This is a genomic window from Delftia sp. UME58 (genome assembly GCF_014170385.1).
GTDB classification, from domain to species: Bacteria; Pseudomonadota; Gammaproteobacteria; order Burkholderiales; family Burkholderiaceae_C; genus Comamonas; species Comamonas acidovorans.
In genome coordinates this window covers 87,074-107,172 of record NZ_LZZV01000106.1, presented here as the reverse complement: position 1 = coordinate 107,172, position 20,099 = coordinate 87,074, and the positions used below count along the sequence as shown (strand labels likewise).

At 70.2% G+C, this 20,099-nt stretch carries 14 protein-coding genes; 5 read left to right on the top strand and 9 right to left on the bottom strand.

Annotation, left to right across the window (positions count from 1 at the left end):
• Positions 1–68 precede the first annotated feature (68 nt).
• The 7 genes from A9976_RS28125 to A9976_RS28095 form a co-directional block, all read right to left on the bottom strand.
• Positions 69–1,217: an acyl-CoA dehydrogenase family protein gene (locus A9976_RS28125; RefSeq protein ID WP_183021695.1), complete on the bottom strand. Its 1,149-nt coding sequence runs from the start codon at positions 1,215–1,217 to the stop codon at positions 69–71.
• Positions 1,218–1,242: 25 nt separating this feature from the next.
• Positions 1,243–2,805 carry a long-chain-fatty-acid--CoA ligase gene (locus A9976_RS28120; RefSeq protein ID WP_183021694.1) on the bottom strand — a complete coding sequence of 521 codons (1,563 nt, stop codon included), beginning with the start codon at positions 2,803–2,805 and terminating at the stop codon, positions 1,243–1,245.
• Positions 2,806–2,815: 10 nt separating this feature from the next.
• Positions 2,816–3,898 carry a CaiB/BaiF CoA-transferase family protein gene (locus A9976_RS28115; RefSeq protein WP_183021693.1) on the bottom strand — a complete coding sequence of 361 codons (1,083 nt, stop codon included), beginning with the start codon at positions 3,896–3,898 and terminating at the stop codon, positions 2,816–2,818.
• Positions 3,899–4,032: 134 nt separating this feature from the next.
• Positions 4,033–5,685, bottom strand: coding sequence for a long-chain-fatty-acid--CoA ligase (locus A9976_RS28110; protein WP_183021692.1), 1,653 nt, complete (start codon positions 5,683–5,685; stop codon positions 4,033–4,035).
• 40 nt (positions 5,686–5,725) lie between these two features.
• Positions 5,726–6,562 carry an enoyl-CoA hydratase-related protein gene (locus A9976_RS28105; protein ID WP_183021691.1) on the bottom strand — a complete coding sequence of 279 codons (837 nt, stop codon included), beginning with the start codon at positions 6,560–6,562 and terminating at the stop codon, positions 5,726–5,728.
• A gap of 36 nt (positions 6,563–6,598) precedes the next feature.
• Positions 6,599–7,783, bottom strand: a complete 1,185-nt coding sequence (locus A9976_RS28100) for an acetyl-CoA C-acetyltransferase (RefSeq protein ID WP_012206616.1) — start codon at positions 7,781–7,783, stop codon at positions 6,599–6,601.
• A gap of 133 nt (positions 7,784–7,916) precedes the next feature.
• Complete coding sequence (locus A9976_RS28095; RefSeq protein WP_183021690.1) at positions 7,917–8,699, bottom strand: SDR family NAD(P)-dependent oxidoreductase; 783 nt, start codon at positions 8,697–8,699, stop codon at positions 7,917–7,919.
• 182 nt (positions 8,700–8,881) lie between these two features.
• On the opposite strand from A9976_RS28095, the gene A9976_RS28090 reads away from it, so the two are divergent.
• On the top strand, positions 8,882–11,668 hold the full coding sequence (locus tag A9976_RS28090) for a LuxR C-terminal-related transcriptional regulator (RefSeq protein ID WP_183021689.1): 2,787 nt from the start codon (positions 8,882–8,884) through the stop codon (positions 11,666–11,668).
• A 12-nt stretch (positions 11,669–11,680) separates the two neighbouring features.
• On the opposite strand, the gene A9976_RS28085 is transcribed toward A9976_RS28090, so the two are convergent.
• Positions 11,681–12,139, bottom strand: a complete 459-nt coding sequence (locus A9976_RS28085; RefSeq protein ID WP_183021688.1) for a GNAT family N-acetyltransferase — start codon at positions 12,137–12,139, stop codon at positions 11,681–11,683.
• A 128-nt stretch (positions 12,140–12,267) separates the two neighbouring features.
• Here A9976_RS28085 and A9976_RS28080 point away from each other — a divergent pair, with 128 nt between their 5' ends.
• Both A9976_RS28080 and A9976_RS28075 read left to right on the top strand, forming a co-directional pair.
• Complete coding sequence (locus A9976_RS28080; RefSeq protein ID WP_183021687.1) at positions 12,268–14,610, top strand: FdhF/YdeP family oxidoreductase; 2,343 nt, start codon at positions 12,268–12,270, stop codon at positions 14,608–14,610.
• Positions 14,611–14,620: 10 nt separating this feature from the next.
• Positions 14,621–14,902 (top strand): hypothetical protein, encoded by a 282-nt coding sequence (locus A9976_RS28075; protein WP_183021686.1) that lies wholly within the window; start codon positions 14,621–14,623, stop codon positions 14,900–14,902.
• On the opposite strand, the gene A9976_RS28070 is transcribed toward A9976_RS28075, so the two are convergent.
• Positions 14,866–16,872 (bottom strand): U32 family peptidase, encoded by a 2,007-nt coding sequence (locus A9976_RS28070; RefSeq protein ID WP_183021685.1) that lies wholly within the window; start codon positions 16,870–16,872, stop codon positions 14,866–14,868. The two genes, A9976_RS28075 and A9976_RS28070, sit on opposite strands and share 37 nt — an antisense overlap.
• 502 nt (positions 16,873–17,374) lie before the next feature.
• Here A9976_RS28070 and A9976_RS28065 point away from each other — a divergent pair.
• Positions 17,375–18,625 carry a branched-chain amino acid ABC transporter substrate-binding protein gene (locus A9976_RS28065; protein ID WP_183021684.1) on the top strand — a complete coding sequence of 417 codons (1,251 nt, stop codon included), beginning with the start codon at positions 17,375–17,377 and terminating at the stop codon, positions 18,623–18,625.
• A gap of 28 nt (positions 18,626–18,653) precedes the next feature.
• Positions 18,654–20,039 (top strand): tRNA adenosine(34) deaminase TadA, encoded by a 1,386-nt coding sequence (tadA, locus tag A9976_RS28060; protein ID WP_259649345.1) that lies wholly within the window; start codon positions 18,654–18,656, stop codon positions 20,037–20,039.
• Positions 20,040–20,099 lie beyond the last annotated feature (60 nt).

Sequence of the window (20,099 nt, the reverse complement as noted above, 5' to 3'; positions counted from 1 at the left end):
TCCTGTGCTGCCGGGGAAGGGATAGGGGGGACTGCGGCAGCGCTAGGTGCCGCGAGGGGATCAGAGCGTCAGAGCACGCGCGAGATCACTTCCTTCATGATTTCGCTGGTGCCGCCGTAGATGCGCTGCACGCGCGCATCGGCGTACATGCGGGTGACCATGTATTCGTTCATGTAGCCATAGCCGCCATGCAGTTGCACGAGTTCGTCGAGCACCCGGCCCTGCGCTTCCGAGCCCCAGAGCTTGGCCATGGAGGCCGTGGCCGTGTCCAGCGTGCCGGCCACCAGCTGCTCCACGCAGCGGTCGATGAAGGCGCGGCCCACGGTGAGGGTGGTTGCCACCTCGGCGAGCTTGAACCGGGTGTTCTGCATGTCGGCAATGGCCTGGCCGAAGGCGCGGCGCTCGCGCACGTAGGCCAGCGTGGCCTCGTAGGCGCCTTCCATGCAGGCCAGGGCAGCCAGGCCGATGATCAGCCGCTCGTAGGGCAGGTCGCCCATGAGCTGGTAGAAGCCCTGGCCTTCGCGCCCGCCCAGCAGCGCGTCCTGCGGCACGGTCACGTCGTCGAAGAATAGCTCCGAGGTGTCCTGGGCCTTCATGCCCATCTTGTCGAGCACGCGGCCCACGCGAAAGCCCGCGCAGTCCTGCGTCTCCACGATGAGGATGGAGGTGCCGCGCGCGCCCTGGGCCGGGTCGGTCTTGCAGACCACGAGGATCAGGCCGGCCAGCAGGCCGTTGGTGATGAAGGTCTTGCTGCCGTTGATGCGGTAGCGGCCGTCCCTGAGTTCTGCGCGCGTGCGCACGCCCTGCAGGTCCGAGCCCGCGCCGGGCTCGGTCATGGCGATGGCGCCCACCAGCTCGCCGCGTGCCATGGCCGGCAGGTACTTGCGCTTTTGCGCCTCGGTGCCGTGGTTGAGCAGGTAGTGGGCCACGATGGAGTGCACGGAGTTGCTCATGCCCGTGAGGGCGCGGCGCGCCATTTCCTCATGGATCACGGCCTCGTGGCGGAAGTCGCCGCCGCCGCCGCCGTAGTCCTCGGGGATGTCGGTGCACAGCAGGCCCAGCTCGCCGGCGCGGCGCCATATCGCATGGCCCACGTTGCCGCGCTGGCGTGCGGCCTCGTCCTGCGGCTGCATTTCGGTTTCCAGAAAGCGCACGGCGGTGGCGCGCAGGCTTTCCAGCTCGGGGGTGCTCCAGGAGCGTGTCAGTTGCAGTGGCATGGCGTGGCCTGGTGGTTCGTGGGGGTCAGTTGATGCGGCGCTCGCGGCCCTGCCAATAGGGTTCGCGCAGCTGGAATTTCTGCAGCTTGCCGGCGGCCGACAGCGGCAGTTCGGCGCGGAACTCCACCGAGCGCGGGCACTTGTAGCCCGCGATGCGTTCGCGGCAGTGGGCGATGACCTCGGCCTCGGTCAGCGGCTGGCCCTCGCGCGCGACGATCACGGCGTGCACGCGCTCGCCCCAGCGTTCGTCGGGCACGCCGATGACGGCGCACATGGCGACCTGGGGCAGCTGGGCGATGGCGTTCTCGACCTCGGCCGAGTACACGTTCTCGCCGCCGCTGACGATCATGTCCTTGAGCCGGTCCACGACGAAGAGGTAGCCGTCGGCATCCAGCCGGCCCATGTCGCCCGTGTGCATCCAGCCGTCCTTGAGCGCGGCGGCCGTCTCGGCGGGCCTGTTCCAGTAGCCCTGCATGACCATGGGGCCGCGCGCCGTGATCTCGCCCACCTCGCCGGGCGGCAGCTCGCGGCCCTCGCCATCGACGATGCGCACCTCGGCAATGGTCACGGGCCGGCCGGCCGCGCGCAGCAGGCGTTCGCGCTGCGGGCCGGGACGGTGCTCGGCCGGGCCCATGGACACGATGGTGGGCGACAGCTCGGTCATGCCGTAGGCCTGGGCGAAGTCGGCGCCGGGCAGCAACTGCATGGCGCGCTCCAGCAAGGTGGCATCGATGGGTGCCGCGCCATAGAGCATGAGGCGCAGGCTGGACAGGTCGAATTCGGCCAGGCGCGGATGCTCGATCAGCCGGCGGATCATGGTGGGCACCAGGAACAGCTCGTTCACGCCGTGCTGCTGGATGCCGTCCAGGATGGCCAGCTCGTCGAAGGCCGGCACGATGACCTGGGGCACCAGGCGCTGTCCCATAAGCAGTGCCAGGCCGCAGCCGGCCACATGGAACATGGGTGTGACCACCATGCCTACCTTCACATGCTGGCGCGGCACGTTGCTGGCATTGGACAGGGCGTTGATGAACAGGTTGTCGTGGCTGAGCATCACCCCCTTGGGCCGGCCCGTGGTGCCGCCTGTGTACATGACGGCAGCCAGGTCGTTGCCGCTGCGCAGCGCGTCGGCGCAGGGCGTGGCGGCGGCCAGCAATTGCTCGTAGTGCAGCGCGCCTTCGGGCGCGGCGCCCGTGCCGCAGAACACCACGGTGCGCAGGCTGGAGGACAGCTCGCGCAGCCGGGGCACCAGGGGCGCGAAGGCATCGTCCACGAAGAGCACGCGCGTGTCGCAGTCGTCCAGCGAGTAGGCCACCTCGTGCGCACTCCAGCGGATGTTGACGGGATTGACCACGGCGCCCGCCCACCAGCAGCCGTAGAAGTACTCGAGGTAGCGGATGGAGTTCAGGCCCAGCATGCCCACGCGGTCGCCGGGCGCCACGCCCTGCCCGCACAGCAGGCCCGCGAAGCGTTCCACGCGCTGCGCCAGTTGCGACCAGCTGGCCTGTTCGCTGCCGCAGATGGCGGCGGTGGCATCGGCTTTTTCTCGGCGGCCCTTGTGGATGGCCTGGGTGAGATACATGGGCATGGGCGTTTCCTCAGGAGCGGGCAATCCAGGCCGCCAGCGTGTCTTGCAGGCTGGCGGCGCGCGGTGGGCGTGGCTGCTCGGGCACGCTGCGCGAAAAGCGCGGCGCCGGCGCAGGCTGGAGCACGCCACCGGCCTCGGTGAACGTGGCGCGCGCGCGGTTGTGGGCATGCTGGGGCGCCTCGTCCCAGTCGAGCACGGGCGCGAAGCAGGCATCGCTGCCTTCCAGCAGCTCGCACCATTGCTGGCGCGTGCGCGTGCGGAACACGTCGGCCAGGCGCAGCTTGAGCAGGGGCCAGCGTGCGGCGTCCAGCTGCGCGTCGAACAGCGGGTCCTGTATGCCGCAGCGCTGGCGCAGCTCGGCGTAGAACTGCGGCTCGATGGCGCCTATGGCGATGTATTTGCCGTCGGCGCAGGCATAGGTGTCATAGAAGTGCGCGCCGCCGTCCAGCAGGTTCTCTCCGCGCTGGTTGCTCCACTGGCCCTTGGCCTTGAAGCCGTACATGAAGGCCGACAGCAGGGCCGTGCCATCGGTCATGGCCGCGTCGATGACCTGGCCCCGGCCGCTGCGCCCGGCCTCGTGCAGGGCGGCCAGCAGGCCCACGGCCAGCAGCATGCCGCCGCCGCCGAAGTCGCCCACGTAGTTGAGCGGCGGCACGGGCGCCTCGCCAGCGCGGCCGATGGCGTGTAGCGCGCCGGAGATGGCGATGTAGTTGATGTCATGCCCTGCCGCATGCGCCAGCGGCCCGTGCTGGCCCCAGCCCGTCATGCGACCGTAGACCAGGCGCGGGTTGCGCGCCAGGCAGGGCTCGGGCCCCAGGCCCAGGCGCTCCATCACGCCGGGCCGAAAGCCCTCGATCAGCAGGTCGGCGCGTGCGATCAGCGCCAGGGCCGAGGCCTGGCCTTCCTCGCCGCGCAGGTCGATCTCGACCTGGCTGCGGCTGCGCGTGGTGATGTCCTGTGCATCGACCGGCGTGCCGGGCCGCGCGATGCGCAGCACCTCGGCACCCATGTCGGCCAGCAGCATGGCGCAGAACGGCCCCGGGCCCAGGCCCGCGAACTCGACAACGCGCACGCCTTCAAGCGGTCCTGGCATGGAGGTCTCCTTTGTTCTCTTTTCTTCAATGAACCATAGAGCAGAGCGCTATGGAACTGGCGTTGTCCAAGCGAGAGACACCGAGGAAGGGCCGCCCCGCACCGAAGGTGTCGTCCCCCATTGGGGGAAGCCGCTCAGCGGCTCAGGGGGTAATTCCTGTACTCCTCGCGCAACTTCGTTTTCAGCAGCTTGCCGGTGGCTGTGTGCGGCAGCTCGGCCACCTGCAGCACATCGTCGGGCAGCCACCATTTGGCGATGCGCGTGGACAGGAAGTCGAGCATGGACTCGCGGCTGACGCTGTGGCCTGCGCGCGGCACCACCAGCAGCAGCGGCCGCTCCTGCCATTTGGGATGGGCCACGCCGATGATGGCGGCCTCGGCCACGCCGGGATGGCCCATGGCGGCGTTCTCCACGTCGATGGAGGAAATCCATTCGCCGCCCGACTTGATCACGTCCTTGGCGCGGTCCACCAGCTGCAGGAAACCGTCGGCATCGATGGTGGCCACGTCGCCCGTGGTGAAGAAGCCTTCTTCATCGACGGGCGAGCCGCCCTCGCCCTTGAAGTAGCCGCTGGCGATCCAGGGACCGCGCACGCGCAGGTGGCCGTAGGCCTTGCCGTCCCAGGGCTGGGGCCGGCCGTCGTCGTCCACGATCTTGAGGTCCACGCCCCAGACGCCGCGCCCCTGCTTGAGCTTGACCTTGACCAGTTCCTCTCCCGACAGCGCGTCGTGCCGGGGCAGCAGCTTGCTGACCACGCCGATGGGGCTGGTCTCGGTCATGCCCCAGCCCTGCACGACCTGGGCGCCGAACTGGTTCTCGAAGCGCTCCAGCATGGCGCGCGGCACGGCCGCGCCGCCTATGCCTATGCTTTTGACGCCCAGCGCGCGCGGGTCGATGTCGGGATGCGCATCCAGGTACTGGAACAGCATCAGCCACACGGTGGGCACGCCCTGGGAGAAGGTGACCTTCTCGTCGCGCATGAGCTCGTAGACGCTCTGGCCGTCCAGGTGCGGGCCGGGCAGCACCAGCCGTGCGCCGGCCATGGCCGCCGCATAGGGCGTGCCCCAGGCGTTGGCATGGAACATGGGCACGATGAGCATCACGGTCTCGCTCGCGTTCAGGCCGAAGGTGTCGGGCGCCAGCTCCATCAGCGTGTGCAGCACGGTGGAGCGGTGCGAGTACAGCACGCCCTTGGGGTGGCCCGTGGTGCCCGAGGTGTAGCACAGCGAGGAGGCCGTGCGCTCGTCGAACTCGGGCCAGTCGAAGTCCTCGCCCTGGCCGCCCACCAGCTCGTCCCAGCAGCGCAGGTCGGGCAGGTCCAGCGCGGGCATGTGCTCGCGCGAACTCATGCAGACATAGGTGGCGACGGTCTTCAGATGCGGTGCGAGCCTTTCCACCAGCGGCGCGAAGGTCACGTCGAAGAACAGCACCCGGTCCTCGGCATGGTTGGCGATGTATTCGATCTGCTCGGGAAACAGGCGCGGGTTGATGGTGTGCAGCACCGCGCCGCTGCCCGAGACGCCGAAGTACAGCGCCAGGTGGCGCCAGCTGTTCCAGGCCAGCGTGCCCACGCGTTCGCCGGGCTGCACGCCCAGCGACTGCAGGGCGTTGGCCACCTGGCAGGAGGCGCGGCGCATGCCGGCCCAGTCGGTGCGGTGCAGGCCGCCGTCCCGGGTTTCCGGCAGGCGCGAGACGATCTCGGTGTGCGGATGAAAGCGCGCCGCATGCTCGATCAGCGACGAGATCATGAGCGGGCGGTCCTGCATCAGTCCTTGCAAGGCGGGCATGGGGTGTCTCCTGTCGTTTTTGGGTGCGGGAAGACGGGTGTCAGCTGGGCTGGCGCGGTGGGAAAACAGGCTCGCGCTTTTGCAGGAAGGCCTGCACGCCTTCCATGAAAGCCGGCCCGCCCACCAGCTCGCGCTGCCGGCCAGCCTCGTAGCTCAACTGTTGCGCCAGAGTGCCTGCTGCTGCAGCATCCAGCGCCCGGCGTGCCTCCAGCGCCGCACCGGCTGGCAGCCGGGCCAGGCGCCTGGCGGCGGCCACTGCTTCATCGCGCAGCACCGCATCGTCCACGCAGGCCCAGACCAGGCCCCAGTCCGCAGCCTGCTGGGCGCCCAGCTTCTCGCCCATCAGGGCCAGGCCCAAGGCGCGCGCGCGGCCCAGGCGGCGCTCCAGGAACCAGGTCGTGCCCAGGTCCGGCACGATGCCCAGGCGCGGCAGGAAAGGCAGGTAGAAGTAGGCCGAGCGTGCGGCCAGCGTTAGGTCGGCCGCCAGGGCCAGGCCCACGCCTGCCCCGGCTGCCGCGCCGTTGACGGCACAGACCACGGGCACGGGCAGATCCTGCAGATCCAGGATCAGCCGGTTGGACAACTGCTCCATGCGTTCTGCCGTGTGCTCGCCCAGCGTGCGGCCGTCGGCCGGCGCGGCACCGCCCAAGGCCGACAGGTCGGCGCCCACGCAAAATCCCCGCCCCTCGGCCGTGAGCACCAGGGCGCGTATGCCCGCGTCCGCCCGCACCTGTGCCAGCAGGGCGCGCAGCTGGTGCTGGAAGGGCTGGCCCAGCGGATTCATGCGCTCGCTGTCGTGGTGGACGATGAGGGCAATGTCCCCGTGGCGTTCCAGGCGGACGACGGGCGTGTCTTGCGTGTTCTGCGTGTCCTGCATGCGCGGCTCCAGACAGAAGGGTGGGGTGTCGCGGGCTTAGAGCCGCTCGATGATGGTGACGTTGGCCATGCCGCCGCCCTCGCACATGGTCTGCAGGCCGTAGCGCCCGCCGCGCGCATGCAGGGCGTGGATCAGCGTGGCCATGAGCTTGGTGCCCGAGGCGCCCAGCGGATGGCCAAGCGCAATGGCGCCGCCGTTGACGTTGAGCCGCGCCGGATCGGCGCCCGTGGCCTGCAGCCAGGCCAGCGGCACGGGGGCAAAGGCCTCGTTGACTTCGTACAGGTCGATGTCGGAGATGCGCATGCCGGCCTTCTTCAGCGCGGCCTGGGTGGCGGGGATGGGGGCCTCCAGCATGATCACGGGGTCGTGCCCCAGCAGGCTCATGTGGTGGATGCGCGCCAGCGGCTGCACGCCCAGGGCCTTGAGGCCGCGCTCGCTGACCACCATGACGCCGCTGGCGCCATCGCAGATCTGGCTGGCCGTGGCGGCGGTCACGCAGCCGCCCTCGCGGATGGTCTTGACGCCGGCAATGCCCTCCAGCGTGGCATTGAAGCGTATGCCTTCATCCACCGTGTGCGGCTGGCCTTCCCCCTCGGCACCGCCTTCGGCGCTGCGCGCCTGCACGGCGAGGATCTCACGGTCGAAGCGGCCCTCGCGCGCGGCCTGCACGGCGCGCTCATGGCTTTGCAGCGCATAGGCGTCCAGCTGATCCTTGGCCAGGCCGTACTTGCCGGCCATCATCTCGGCGCCCATGAACTGGCTGAACTCCACGCCCGGATAGCGCTGCTGCATGGCCGGGCTCATGTAGACGCCCAGACCGGCCTTGGCGGGCAGGGCGTTGGGCGTGCCCATGGGCACGCGCGACATGCTCTCCACGCCTGCGGCGATCACCATGTCCATGCTGCCCGACATCACGGCCTGGGCCGCGAAATGCAGTGCTTGCTGGGAGGAGCCGCACTGCCGGTCCACCGTGGTGCCCGGCACGGACTCGGGCAGGGACGAGGCCAGCACCGCGTTGCGCGCCACGTTCGTCGCCTGCTGGCCGACCTGGCTGACGCAGCCCATGATCACGTCCTCGACCTGGGCCGGGTCGGCCTGGCTGCGGCGCACCAGCTCGTCCAGCACCTGGGCCGCGAGATCGGCCGGATGCCAGCCCGAGAGCTTTCCGCCGCGCTTGCCGCCCGCCGTGCGCGTGGCGGCAACGATGTATGCCTGTGCCATGGATATGTCTCCTGTTCCTGTATTCCTGGGGGGATGGTGGCCCGGCCGGCGCGGGCCGGGCATCGTCGCAAGCGACGATTCCGGCCAGGGAAAACGCGGGGACGGTGCCTGCCGTGGTGCCTGGGCGGTACGCCTAGCGCGGCGCCATGCGGATGGCGCCGTCCAGGCGCACGCACTCGCCGTTGAAGTAGCCGTTGGTGATCATGGTTTCGGCCAGGTGGGCGTATTCGTCGGGCTGGCCCAGCCGCTTGGGAAAGGGCACGGAGGCGGCCAGCGCCGCCTTCACGTTGTCGGGCGCGCCCTGCAGCAGCGGCGTGTCGAAGATGCCGGGCAGGATGGTGTTCACGCGGATGCCCTCGCCCATGAGGTCGCGCGCGATGGGCAGGGTCATGCCCGTGATGCCGGCCTTGCTGGCCGAGTAGCTGGCCTGGCCCATCTGCCCGTCCTGCGCCGCCACCGAGGCGGTGTTGACGATGGCGCCGCGCTCGCCGTCGGCCAGCGGCTCCAGCGCGAGCATGCCCGCCGCCGACTTGGCGATGCAGCGGAAGGTGCCCACCAGGTTGATCTGGATGATGCGGTCGAAATTGGCCACGGGCAGGTGCCTGATCTCGCCCGTGGCCTTGTCGCGGCTGGCCGTCTTGACGGCATTGCCCGTGCCCGCGCAATTGACCAGGATGCGCTCCTGCCCGTGGGCCGCGCGGGCCTGGGCAAAGCCCGCGTCCACGCTGGCCTCGTCGGTCACGTCCACGCGGCAGAACAGGCCGCCTGTCTCGCGCGCCAGCGCCTGCCCGGCCGTCTCGTTGAGGTCGAACAGGGCGACGCGCACGCCCCTGGCTGCCAGGCGGCGCGCGGTGGCCGCGCCCAGGCCCGATGCCCCGCCCGTGACGACGGCGCTGATGCTTGCGTCAAGCTGCATGTGAAGTCTCCTTGGTTGTTGCGTTGGCAGCGCGCCGGTGCCCTGTCGCCTTGGATCGGGACAGGCGGCAGTCCGCCACCTATGATCTGCTTTCAAGTCTAGGAATCGCCCCGTCTTGCCGCCATCGTCGAAACCGACGAAAGTGCCCGGTGCCTCACCCCTTCACAGTGCCCCCTGCCTGCATGCAGCCCCCAGCGCCCACCCATTCCTCCGGCCCCGGTCCGGGTTCCGGCTACGTGCCGCAGGCCAAGCTGAGCCCGCCGCGCGCCGCTGCCGCCCAGGTGGCCCGGCTGGCCGTTGCCGCGCGCTGGCCCGAGGCCTTGCGCGCCCGCGTCGTGCTGGTGCGCGCGCCGGCCGGCTTCGGCAAGACCACGGCCATGCGCCAGATGCGCGAGCGCCTGCAGGCGGAGGGCCAGGCCACGGCCTGGCTGACGCTGGATGCCGCCGACAACGATGTCTCGCGCTTTCTGCAGTGCCTGGGCGCGGCCGTGCGCACCCTGGGGATGGGGCCGTCGCAAGGCGCCGGCGAGTTGTCCCAGGCCCTGCATGCGCTGGCCGGCGAGGGCCGCTCCTTTGCGCTGTTCATCGATGATTTCGAGGTGCTGCACAACGATGCCGTGCTCGGCCTGGTGCGCCAGCTCATGGAGCAGCTGCCCGAGCGCGGGCGCCTGGTCATAGGCTCGCGCGCGCTGCCGGCCCTGGGACTGGGGCGGCTGCGCACCAGCGGCCAGTTGCTGGAGATCGATGCGGCGCTGCTGCGCTTTTCCGTGGGCGAGGCCGAGGAGTTCTTCCGCCTGCGCGGCTGCCCGCTGCCGCGCGAGGCCCTGGCGCGGCTGCTGGACAAGACCGAAGGCTGGATAGGCGCGCTGTGGCTGGCCTCGCTGGCGCTGGAGCGCCATGGCCCGCACAGCGATTTCATCGAGCGCTTCTCGGGCTCGGAGCGCGCCGTGGCCGACTACCTGGCCGAGGATGTGCTGGCCCAGCAGCCTGCGTCCGTGCGCGACTTCCTGCTGCGCACCAGCATCCTGCGCACGCTGGATGCCCAGGTCTGCCAGGCCCTGGTGCCGCGCGCCGACGGCGCCGCCATGCTGCAGGCGCTGGAGCAGGCCCACCTGTTCCTGGTGCCGCTGGCCGACGAGGCGCAGGGTGGCCAGGGCGGGCACAGCTGGCGCTACCACAGCATGTTTGCCGACTTCCTGCGCGCACAGCTGCTGCGCGAGCAGCCCGGTGAATTGACGCGCCTTCACCTGGCGGCCAGCGGCTGGTACGAATCCTGCGGCCGGCCCGTGCCCGCCATCGAGCATGCGCTGGAAGGCGGCGACCTGCCGCATGCCCTGTCCCTGCTGGCGCGCCATGCCGAGGCGCTGATGGAGCAGGGCCGCATGCGCCTGCTGTCGCGCTGGTTCTCGGCCATGCCGGCGCCGCTGATGGCGCGCGAGCCGCTGCTGCAGGCCGTGGCCGCCTATGCCGACTGCTTCACGCGCGGCCCCTGGCAGGCGCAGCAGCGGCTGGACGCCTTGCGGCCCCGCATGGCCGCGGACCCCGCCGCGCAGGCGCTGGTCATGGCCCTGCAGCCGCTGCTGCTGGCCATGATGGACCGCGTGGAAGAGGCGGCGCCCCTGGGCCGCCAGGCGCTGGCCTGCCTGCCCAGCTGCCGGCCGTTCGCGGACAGCTCGCTGACCAATGCCATGGCCTACGTGGTGTCGGTGCTGGGCGATGCCGAGGAGGCCCACCGCCTGCTGGACGCGGCGCGCAGCACCCAGGCCGGCAGCCTGTTCAGCCGCATGTACACCGAGGCCATGGAGGGCGTGCTGGACCTGTCGGGCGGGCGGCTGCGGCAGGCGGCATCGCGCTTTCGCGTGGCGCTGGCCGCCACGCCGCGCAGCGCCTCCTACAACCCCACCAACGGCAATGCCTGGGCCGGCGTGCTGCATGCCGGCGTGCTCTACGAGACCAACGACCTCGACGGCGCCGACCACCTGCTCAACGTCTACCTGCCGCTGGCCCGCGACGTGGGCCTGCCCGACCATGTGATCTCCAGCTACCGCATGCGTGCGCGCATTGCCTTCGTGCGCGGCGATGTGGATGCGGCCTTCGGCCTGCTGACCGAACTGGAGTACCTGGGGCATGAACGCCAACTGCCCCGCGTGACGGCCAGCGCCCGGCTGGAGCATGCGCGCATCTTCGTGCTGCAGGGCAACCGGGCCGCCGCGTCCGAGGCGCTGGAGCGTGCCGACGATCCCGGCGTATGGCCGCGCGTGGAGCGCCTGCGCCTGCCCCCGCACGAGGTGGAGGACATCGCCATCGCCCGGCTGCGCTGGGGGCTGCACTTTGGCGACTGCCGTGCCGTGCGCGATGCCATCGCCCCCTTGCTGGCCGATGCGCAACTGCGCGGGCGCCGCCACCGCAGCCTCAAGCTGCAGGTGCTGTGCGCGCTGGCCGAGGCGGGCAGCGGCGACATGGGCGCCGCAGCCGCCATGCTGGCCCAGCCGCTGCACCACGGTGCCAGCGAAGGCTTTGTGCGCCTGATGCTCGATGAGGGGCCGCTGCTCGCGCCCGTGCTGCAGCGCGTGCTGTCGCCCTCACTGTCGCCTTCACTGACGCCTTCACTGACGCTTTCACTGTCGCGCCGCACGGAAGCGGCGGAGCCGGAGGCGGCTGCCCATGCGCAGCGGCTGCTGTCTGCCCTGGGCGAGCCTGCCGAGCCCGCCGATCCCCCCGAGGGGCCGGCAGCGGATGCGCGCGAAGGCCCGGCGGGGCCCACGGTGCTTGCCGAGCCCCTGACCCGCAAGGAGCTGCGCGTGCTGGAGCTGCTGGCCTCGGGCTATTCCAATGCGGCCATGGCCGAGAAGCTCTTCGTCTCCGACAGCACGGTGCGCACCCACCTGCGCAGCATCAACCTCAAGCTGGGCGCGCGCAGCCGCACCCAGGCCGTGGCGCTGGCGCGGGAGCTGCGGGTTTTGCGCTAGGCCGCTGGCGGCTCAAGCCTGCAGATGGCGCGCATAGGTCAGGAACACTTCGTCACGCACCCAGCCCAGCGACTCGTACAGCGCCTGGGCGCGCAGGTTGTTGCGGGCCGTGGTCAGGTCCATGCGTGCATGGCCCGTGGCGCGGGCATGGGCTTCGGCCGCCAGCAGCAGGGCGCGGCCCACGCCCAGGCGGCGCGCATCGGGCACCACGAAGAGGTCGTAGAGCACGTAGATGGGCGCGGCCAGCACCGAGCAGAACGAGGGATAGAGCTGGCAAAAGCCCAGGGCGCTGCCGTCCGGTCGGCGGGCCAGCAGGATCACGGATTCGCCGCGCTCCAGCCGCGCCGTGATGAAGGCCCGCGCCGCGTCGGCATCCGCAGGTTGCTCGTAGAACTGGCGGTAGGCGTCGAACAGCGGGGCGATCAGCGCGGCGTCTTCGGGGATGGCGGTGTGTATGGCTGTGGAGTTCATCGGTGGTCCGGGGCTGAGGTTGCCAGCATGGTGCAGGGCAAGGATGCCGTGCTCATATCTTTGCTGAATCTCTCCATTTGGAGATGTGATTTGACCTGGATCATGGACAGGCGGAACACTCCCGGCCCATGTCCGAACAAAAGATCGAGTTCTACAAGGGGGCCGCTGGCGGCTGGGGCGCACTGCGCAGCGTGAGCCAGGCCCTGATGCGCCAGGATATCGCCGTCAAGGGCGCCAAGACGCTGCTGTCGGCCAACCAGCCCGACGGCTTCGACTGCCCGGGCTGCGCCTGGCCCGACCGCAACCACCATTCCACCTTCGAGTTCTGCGAGAACGGCGCCAAGGCCGTGGCGGCCGAAGCCACGGCGCGGCGCGTGACGCCCGAATTCTTTGCCCGGCACACGGTGGCCGAGCTCATGGCGCAAAGCGATTTCTGGCTGGAGGACCAGGGCCGGCTCACCGAGCCCATGGTGTACGACGCGGCCAGCGACCGCTACCGGCCCATCGCCTGGGACGACGCCTTTGCGCTGGTCGCCCGCCACCTGAACGCGCTGCCCGACCCGAACCAGGCCATCTTCTACACCTCGGGCCGTGCCAGCAACGAGGCGGCCTTTCTCTACCAGCTGTTCGTGCGCGCCTACGGCACCAACAATTTCCCCGACTGCTCCAACATGTGCCACGAGTCCAGCGGCAGCGGCATGAAGCCGCAGATAGGCGTGGGCAAGGGTACGGTGCAGCTGGCTGATTTCGAGCAGGCCGATGCCATCTTTATCTTCGGCCAGAACCCCGGCACCAACCACCCGCGCATGCTGGGCGAGCTGCGCGCAGCCCACAAGCGCGGTGCGCGCATCCTGAGCTTCAACCCGCTGCGCGAGCGCGGGCTGGAGCGCTTCCAGGACCCGCAAAGCAAGCTGGAGATGGCCACCCTGGGCGCCACGCCCATCAGCACGCACTACTTCCAGCTGCGCGTGGGCGGCGACATCGCGGCCGTCAAGGGCATCATGAAGCATGTGATCGCGCAGGACGATGCACTGGGGCACGGGTGCGGCGGCGTGCTGGACCATGCCTTCATCGCCGAGCACACGACCGGCTTCGAGGCCCTGGCCGAGGACCTGCGGGCCGAGGACTGGGGCCTGCTCGAGGCCGAGTCCGGCCTGAGCCGCGCGCAGATGCAGACGGCGGCCGAGGTCTACATCGCCGCCCGCAGCACGATCGTCTGCTGGGGCATGGGCATCACGCAGCACATGCATTCGGTGGCCGCCGTGCAGATGCTGGTCAACCTGCTGCTGCTGCGCGGCAACATCGGCCGCCCCGGCGCAGGTGCCTGCCCGGTGCGCGGCCACAGCAATGTGCAGGGCGACCGCAGCATGGGCATCTGGGAGAAGCCGCCGGCCGCGCTGCTGGACCGGCTGCAGCAGGTCTTCGGCTTCGAGCCCCCGCGTGCCCACGGCGTGGACGTGGTCGAGTCCATCCGCCTCATGCTCGAGGGCCGGGGCAAGGTCTTCTTCGCGCTGGGCGGCAACTTCGCGGCGGCCACGCCCGACACGCATGCCACCTGGCAGGCGCTGCGCCGCTGCGACCTGACCGTGCATGTGACCACCAAGCTCAACCGCAGCCACCTGGTGCACGGCCGCGAGGCGCTGATCCTGCCCTGCCTGGGCCGCACCGAGATCGACATGCAGGCCGGCGGCCCGCAGGGCGTGACGGTGGAGGACTCCATGGGCATGGTCCATATCTCCAGCGGCATCAACCCGCCTGCGTCCGGGCGCCTGCTCAGCGAGATCGCCATCGTCGCGCGCCTGGCCGCCGCCACGCTGGGGGCGCAGCGGCCCGTGCCCTGGCTGGAGCTGGCCGGCGACTATGCGCGCATACGCGAGCTGATCGAGCAGGTCTTCGACGACTTCCACGACTTCAACGCGCGCGTGGCCGTGCCGGGCGGCTTCAAGCTGCGCAATGCGGCGAGCGAACGCATCTGGGAGACGCCCCGGGGCAAGGCCGGCTTCTTCGTGCACGCCGTGCCGCGCGACACGCCCGTGCACCGCGCACGCGCCGCGCGCAGCCCCGGCGCATCGCCGGTGTTCACGCTGTTCACCACGCGCTCGCACGACCAGTACAACACCACCATCTACGGCATGGACGACCGCTACCGCGGCGTCTTCGGCCAACGCCGCGTGGTCTTCATCCACGCCGAGGACATCCGCGCCCTGGGCATGAAGGATGGCGACTGGGTGGACCTGCAGACGGTGTGGGATGACGGCCGGCAGCGCAGCGCCGAGCGCTTCAGGCTCGTGGCCTACGACATTCCGCGCGGCTGCATCGCTGCCTACTATCCGGAGACCAATCCGCTGGTGCCGCTGTCGGCCACGGCCATCGTGGCGGGCACGCCCAGCTCCAAGTCCATTCCCGTGCAGCTGGTGGCGCACAGGCTGCCTGCCGTGCCATCTCCCGCGCTGGAAGAAATGGCGGCCTGAAGTGCAAGGCATGGAAGAACTGGCCGCCGCCATCCTGCGCGAATTGGCCACCGAGCCCGCACCCATGTCCCTGCCCAGGCTGGGCAAGCGACTGGGGCAGGGCGCCAGCGTGCTCATGCGCTGCCTGGCGCTGATGGGCGATGCGCCCATTGCCGGCACGCCGGGGCCGGGCTGGGTGAGGCTTGTGCAGGAAGATGGGCGCTGGGTGGCGGCCCTGACGGAGAGCGGACGTTTGCTGGCGGAGGTGCAGGACCGTCAGGCGCTGGCCGAGGGCACGGGCCGCGTGCGGTAGAACTGCATCGGAAATTCCTGCATTTCCTTGGCGTGCTGGTTGATCACCGCGCGCTTCATCTTGCCGACCACGTGCATCTCGCAGGGCTTGCAGTCGAAGCGCAGCGTGAGTTTTTCCTTGCCGTTGATCAGCTGCAGCGGCTCGGCCTTGATGGTGCCCTTGACGCCGATGACGCCCTTGGCCTGCTTGGGGCACAGGCTCATGGAAAAGCGTACGCAATGCTTGGTGATCATCAGGCTGACTTCGCCTTCCTCTTCCTTGCTCTCGTAGGCCGCGTCCATGACCTTGACGCCGTGCTTGACGTAGAAGTCGTGTGCCTTCTGGTTGTAGACGTTGGCCAGGTAGGTCAGCGTGTCCTCGGGGAAGGGCACGGGCGGCTCCACGGGCAGGGCGCGCGGCAGGCGCACGAAGCCGGCCTGGCGCGCGGCCTCCAGCGCGGCGACGGCGTCGCGGCGCAGCTGGTTCAGGGCCGAGGCCGGCACGAACCAGGCCTGGCTCAGCTGCAGGCCGATGTCATGCACGGAGAAGATGGTGGCGCCGAAGCGGCCCAGTTGCTCGCGCAGCGTGGCCTCGGCACGGGCTGCGTCGGTGGCGGCCTGGTGTTCCTGCGCGATGGCGGCGGTGGCGGTGAAGCCGTCCTCGTCGGTCAGCGTGAGCGCAAAGCCGTCGGGCGTTTCCTTGAGTTCGGCCCACAGGCCGATGCGGCGGTCGCTGGACTTCTTGTCCAGCGTGCGCACCCAGGCCATGTCGCGATTGCGGTTGACCTCCAGGCCCTTGCGCAGGTCCTTGAAGCCGGCGATGGGGTCCTTGGGGAACAGGCGCCACAGCGACTTTTTCGCATCCACCGACTCGGCGCGGTTGATCTGCAGGCCCACCAGTTCCTTTTGCAGGTCGTAGTAGCACAGGCCGTCGCCGTTGTGCAGTTCCGTGTCGCGGCTCGAGGTCTCGATCTCCACGAAGTTCTCGCCCACCTTGGTGACCCAGCCGATGGCGCGGCCCGGCGTCTTGGGCGTGTCGAAGGCGCCGATGTCGTCCTTGCGGCCGTTGACGAAGTAGTCGGTGAACTCGCGGTTGAAATTCTGGTCGGGGTCGGGCGTGAAGCTGAACGTGGTGCTGCCCGAGGATGAGCGCGCCAGGGGCGTGTCGGAGAATTCGCGCTCCTCGATGATTTCGTCCAGCAGCTTGCGGTAGTGGGCCGTGATGTTCTTCACATAGCCCATGTCCTTGTAGCGGCCCTCGATCTTGAAGCTGCGCACGCCGGCGTCGATCAGGGCGCGCAGGTTGTCGCTCTGGTTGTTGTCCTTCATGGACAGCACGTGCTTTTCGTGGGCGATGATGCGGCCGCTGGCGTCCAGCACCTCGTAGGGCAGGCGGCAGGCCTGGTTGCAGTCGCCGCGGTTGGCGCTGCGACCCGTGTGGGCGTGGGTGATGTAGCACTGGCCCGAGTAGGCCACGCACAGCGCGCCGTGCACGAAGAATTCGATGGTGGTGCGCGCCGGGTCGGTGGCCGCGCGCACGGCGGCGATCTGCTGCAGGTCCAGCTCGCGCGCAACGACGATCTGCGACAGTCCGGCGTCCTGCAGGAAGCGCGCCTTCTCGGGGGTGCGGATGTCGGTCTGGGTGCTGGCGTGCAGCTGGATGGGCGGCAGGTCCAGCTCCAGCAGGCCCATGTCCTGGATGATCAGCGCGTCGGCTCCGGCCTCGTAGATCTGCCAGGCCATCTTGCGGGCGGCCTCGAGTTCATCGTCGCGCAGGATGGTGTTGAGCGTGATGAAGATGCGGCTGCCGAAGCGGTGCGCGTGGTTGATCAGCCGCTGCAGGTCGCGGATGTCGTTGCCTGCCGTGGCGCGGGCGCCGAAGGCGGGGCCGCCGATGTAGACGGCGTCGGCGCCGTGGTTCACGGCCTCGATGCCGATGTCGGCATCGCGCGCGGGTGACAGGAGTTCGAGCTGGTGGGGCAGGAGGGACATGGGGCTTCGTGGTGTTCTGTATTCGTACCCGCACCGGCGTGGGGGCCGGGCGTCGGGCGCAATGCGGGGGAAACTGGCCCCCACGCTACCCTTGCTGCGCAAGGTCCGCTGCCCCCAAGGGGGCCGCTTTTTGTCTTGGGGCGGCCCGGCGACAAAAAAAGGCCCCCACTCTTGGGGCGGTCCGGCGACGAAAACCTCGCAGCCCGCTTGCGGTGAGGCGCAGCATTATCGCCGCAGCACCGAAAAAACGCGCGCCAGGGGATATGTGCCCGATGCCCTGGCGAGCGGCGCCGGTTTTTGCCTATCCTTTAGGATGCGCACTGCACGGGCCGGGCCGCCATGCCGGATACCCCGGCCCGTGCCTGCCCCGCCCCGGGCCTGATGCGCGTTTTCTGCGCCAGGCCTTTCCCGGCCAGGCAGCGCCCGAGTGGGCCACGCCGCAGCGGATTTCGCTTGCCAGGGCGCCTGTTTCACAGATTGACCGTTTTTTCCAGGAGTTGCCATGCACGCCTTGATTCGCCATTTCCCGTGGGCCGGCCCGGCCCTGCTGTGCGCCCTGCTGGGCAGCGGCGGCCTGGCCTGGGCACAGCCGGGAAGCGGCCCGGCCAACGGGCAGTCGGCAGGGGCTTCCGCTGCGGCGGCTGCACCCGGTACGGCCGCTGCGCCTGCTGCTCCCGGTACAGCCGATGCGCCCCTGGTGGTGCGCATTGCCCATGCGGGGCCGGTGTCCGGCCCCATCGCCAGTCTGGGCAAGGATGAGGAAAACGGCGTGCGCATGGCCCTGGACGATCTCAATGCCAAGGGGCTGGAGATCGGCGGGCGCAAGCTGCGCTGGAAGCTGGAGGCCGGCGACGATGGCGGCGACCCCGGCCAGGCCGTGGCCCTGGCCCGGCGCCTGTGCGACAAGAAGGTGGCGGCCGTGGTCGGCCACCTGCAGTCGGGCACCACGCTGCCGGCCACATCCATCTACCACGACTGCGGCATCGTCATGGTCACGCCGGCGGCCAGCAACCCGGCCATCACCCAGGCGGGCTACGACACCACCTACCGCGTGATCGCCGACGACCGCGCCATGGTCGATGCGCTGGTCGCGCACGCCGTGGGCAAGCTGGGCGTCAAGCGCGTGGCCATCATCGATGACCGCTCGGCCTACGGCCAGGGCATCGTTGCGCTGTTCGAGGCCCAGGCGCGCGAGCAGGGCATCGAGATCGTGGACAAGCAGTTCACCGGCGACAAGGCCACCGACTTCGTGCCCATCCTCACGGCCATCAAGGGCAAGAAGCCCGATGCCATCTTCTTCGGCGGCCTGGACGCCCAGGCCGGCCCCATGCTCCGGCAGATGGCCCAGTTGGCCATGGACAAGGTGCGCCTGCTGGGCGGCGACGGCCAGTGCACGCTGCGCCTGCCCGAGCTGGCCGGCAACACGGCGCCGCTGCGCAACGTGACCTGCGCCGTGGGCGGCAGCCCGCTGGAGCGCATGCCCGGCGGCGCAGCCTGGAAGCAGCGCTACGACCAGCGCTTTCCCGACCAGTACCAGGTCTTCAGCCCCTACGCCTACGACGCCACCATGGTGCTGGCCCAGGCCATGGTGCGGGCCGACTCCATCCGGCCCGATGCCTACATCCCCTACCTGCGCCAGACCCGGCATGACGGCGTGACGGCACCGATTTCCTTCACGCCCCAGGGCGAGCTGCAGGCGCCGGTCGTCACGCTCTACCACTATGCGCAGGGCGTGCGCAAACCGCTGCCCTGACCCCCTGGCGCCCTGACACTCTGACACCTTGACTGCCGAGCACCGTCCACTGCCGCAGGCCGAAGACGAGGCCTGGATGCGCATCGCCCTGGAGCTGGCGCGCGCCGCTGCCCAGGCGGGCGAGGTGCCCGTGGGCGCCCTCATCGTCAAGGACGGCGCCATCGTCGGCCAGGGCCGCAACACGCCCGTGGCCCAGGGCGACCCCACGGCCCATGCCGAGGTGCTGGCGCTGCGCGACGCGGCCGCGCGCCTGGGCAATTACCGGCTGGACGACTGCACGCTCTACGTGACCCTGGAGCCCTGCACCATGTGCAGCGGCGCCATGCTGCATGCGCGCCTGGGCCGCGTGGTCTATGGCGCGGCCGAGCCGCGCACGGGCGCGGCCGGATCGGTGCTGGACGTGTTTGCGCTGCCGCAGATCAACCACCACACGCAGGTGACGCGCGGCGTGCTGGCCGGGGAATGCGCGGCCGTGATGTCGGACTTCTTTCGCACGCGCCGCGCCGAGCAGCGCGCGGCCCAGCCCCATCCGCTCAAGGACACGGCGCTGCGCCATGCGGATTCCACCTTCGGCGGCTTTGCCCAGCCGCAGTGGCGCAGCGACCTGCCGGCGCTGGCAGGCCTGCGCCTGGCCGTGGTCGATGAAGGACCGCACGATGCACCGCTGACCTGGCTGTGCCTGCACGGCAGCCCCTCATGGGGCCAGCTGTTCCAGCCCATGCTGCCCGGCTGGCTCCAGGCCGGCCATCGCGTGGTGGTTCCCGACCTGCCGGGCTTTGGCCGCAGCGACCAGCCCAAGAAGGAGAAGGCGCACAGCGCGGCCTGGCATGTGCAAGTGCTGCGCGAGCTGGTGCTGGCGCTGGACCTGCGGAGCATCGTGCTGGTCGGCCATGACGATGGCGCGCGCCTGGGCCTGGCCGTGGCGCAGGCCGAGCCCGCCCGTTTTTGCGGCGCCTGGCTCATGAATGCCTGGCCCGCAGGCCCGGCGCCCGATGCCTGCGTGCAATGGTTTGCGCAGGCGGCGCGCAAGCCGTCATGGCCCGTGGGCCGCGCCATGCACGAGGTGGGCGATATCGGCGAGGTGGGCGGGGAGGGCGGCGCACAGCCGCAGGCCTGGAACCTGCCGTTTTCCCAACCCGGCCACCGCGCCGCGCTGCAGGCCTGGCCCCGCGTGCAGGCCGAAATGCCGCCGCTGCCGATGGCGCTGCTGGCGCAGTGGAGCCGCCAGCAGCGCCTGTGGGTGCAGGGCGGCGAGCACGATGCGCTGATGCCAGCGCCCGCATGGCGCCAGGCCTGGCTGCAGGCGCTGCCACAGCTGCCGCCAGCGCAACTGCGCCTATCCCCGTGCGGCCATTGGTTTCCCCTGTGCGCTGCCGGCATGGTGGCCGACGCTGTGGAATACTTCCGCCCGTAGGCCTGCGCCGCCGGCCCCTTGCCGGGGCTGCGCAGCGGCAGTGCCCCGTCTTCACTCCCC

Excerpts from the sequence above, each read along its gene's own strand:
- A9976_RS28125 (WP_183021695.1), bottom strand. The coding sequence starts at position 1,217 with ATGCCACTGCAACTGACACGCTCCTGGAGCACCCCCGAGCTGGAAAGC.
- A9976_RS28120 (WP_183021694.1), bottom strand. The coding sequence starts at position 2,805 with ATGCCCATGTATCTCACCCAGGCCATCCACAAGGGCCGCCGAGAAAAA.
- A9976_RS28115 (WP_183021693.1), bottom strand. The coding sequence starts at position 3,898 with ATGCCAGGACCGCTTGAAGGCGTGCGCGTTGTCGAGTTCGCGGGCCTG.
- A9976_RS28110 (WP_183021692.1), bottom strand. The coding sequence starts at position 5,685 with ATGCCCGCCTTGCAAGGACTGATGCAGGACCGCCCGCTCATGATCTCG.
- A9976_RS28105 (WP_183021691.1), bottom strand. The coding sequence starts at position 6,562 with ATGCAGGACACGCAGAACACGCAAGACACGCCCGTCGTCCGCCTGGAA.
- A9976_RS28100 (WP_012206616.1), bottom strand. The coding sequence starts at position 7,783 with ATGGCACAGGCATACATCGTTGCCGCCACGCGCACGGCGGGCGGCAAG.
- A9976_RS28095 (WP_183021690.1), bottom strand. The coding sequence starts at position 8,699 with ATGCAGCTTGACGCAAGCATCAGCGCCGTCGTCACGGGCGGGGCATCG.
- A9976_RS28090 (WP_183021689.1), top strand. The coding sequence starts at position 8,882 with ATGCAGCCCCCAGCGCCCACCCATTCCTCCGGCCCCGGTCCGGGTTCC.
- A9976_RS28085 (WP_183021688.1), bottom strand. The coding sequence starts at position 12,139 with ATGAACTCCACAGCCATACACACCGCCATCCCCGAAGACGCCGCGCTG.
- A9976_RS28080 (WP_183021687.1), top strand. The coding sequence starts at position 12,268 with ATGTCCGAACAAAAGATCGAGTTCTACAAGGGGGCCGCTGGCGGCTGG.
- A9976_RS28075 (WP_183021686.1), top strand. The coding sequence starts at position 14,621 with ATGGAAGAACTGGCCGCCGCCATCCTGCGCGAATTGGCCACCGAGCCC.
- A9976_RS28070 (WP_183021685.1), bottom strand. The coding sequence starts at position 16,872 with ATGTCCCTCCTGCCCCACCAGCTCGAACTCCTGTCACCCGCGCGCGAT.
- A9976_RS28065 (WP_183021684.1), top strand. The coding sequence starts at position 17,375 with ATGCACGCCTTGATTCGCCATTTCCCGTGGGCCGGCCCGGCCCTGCTG.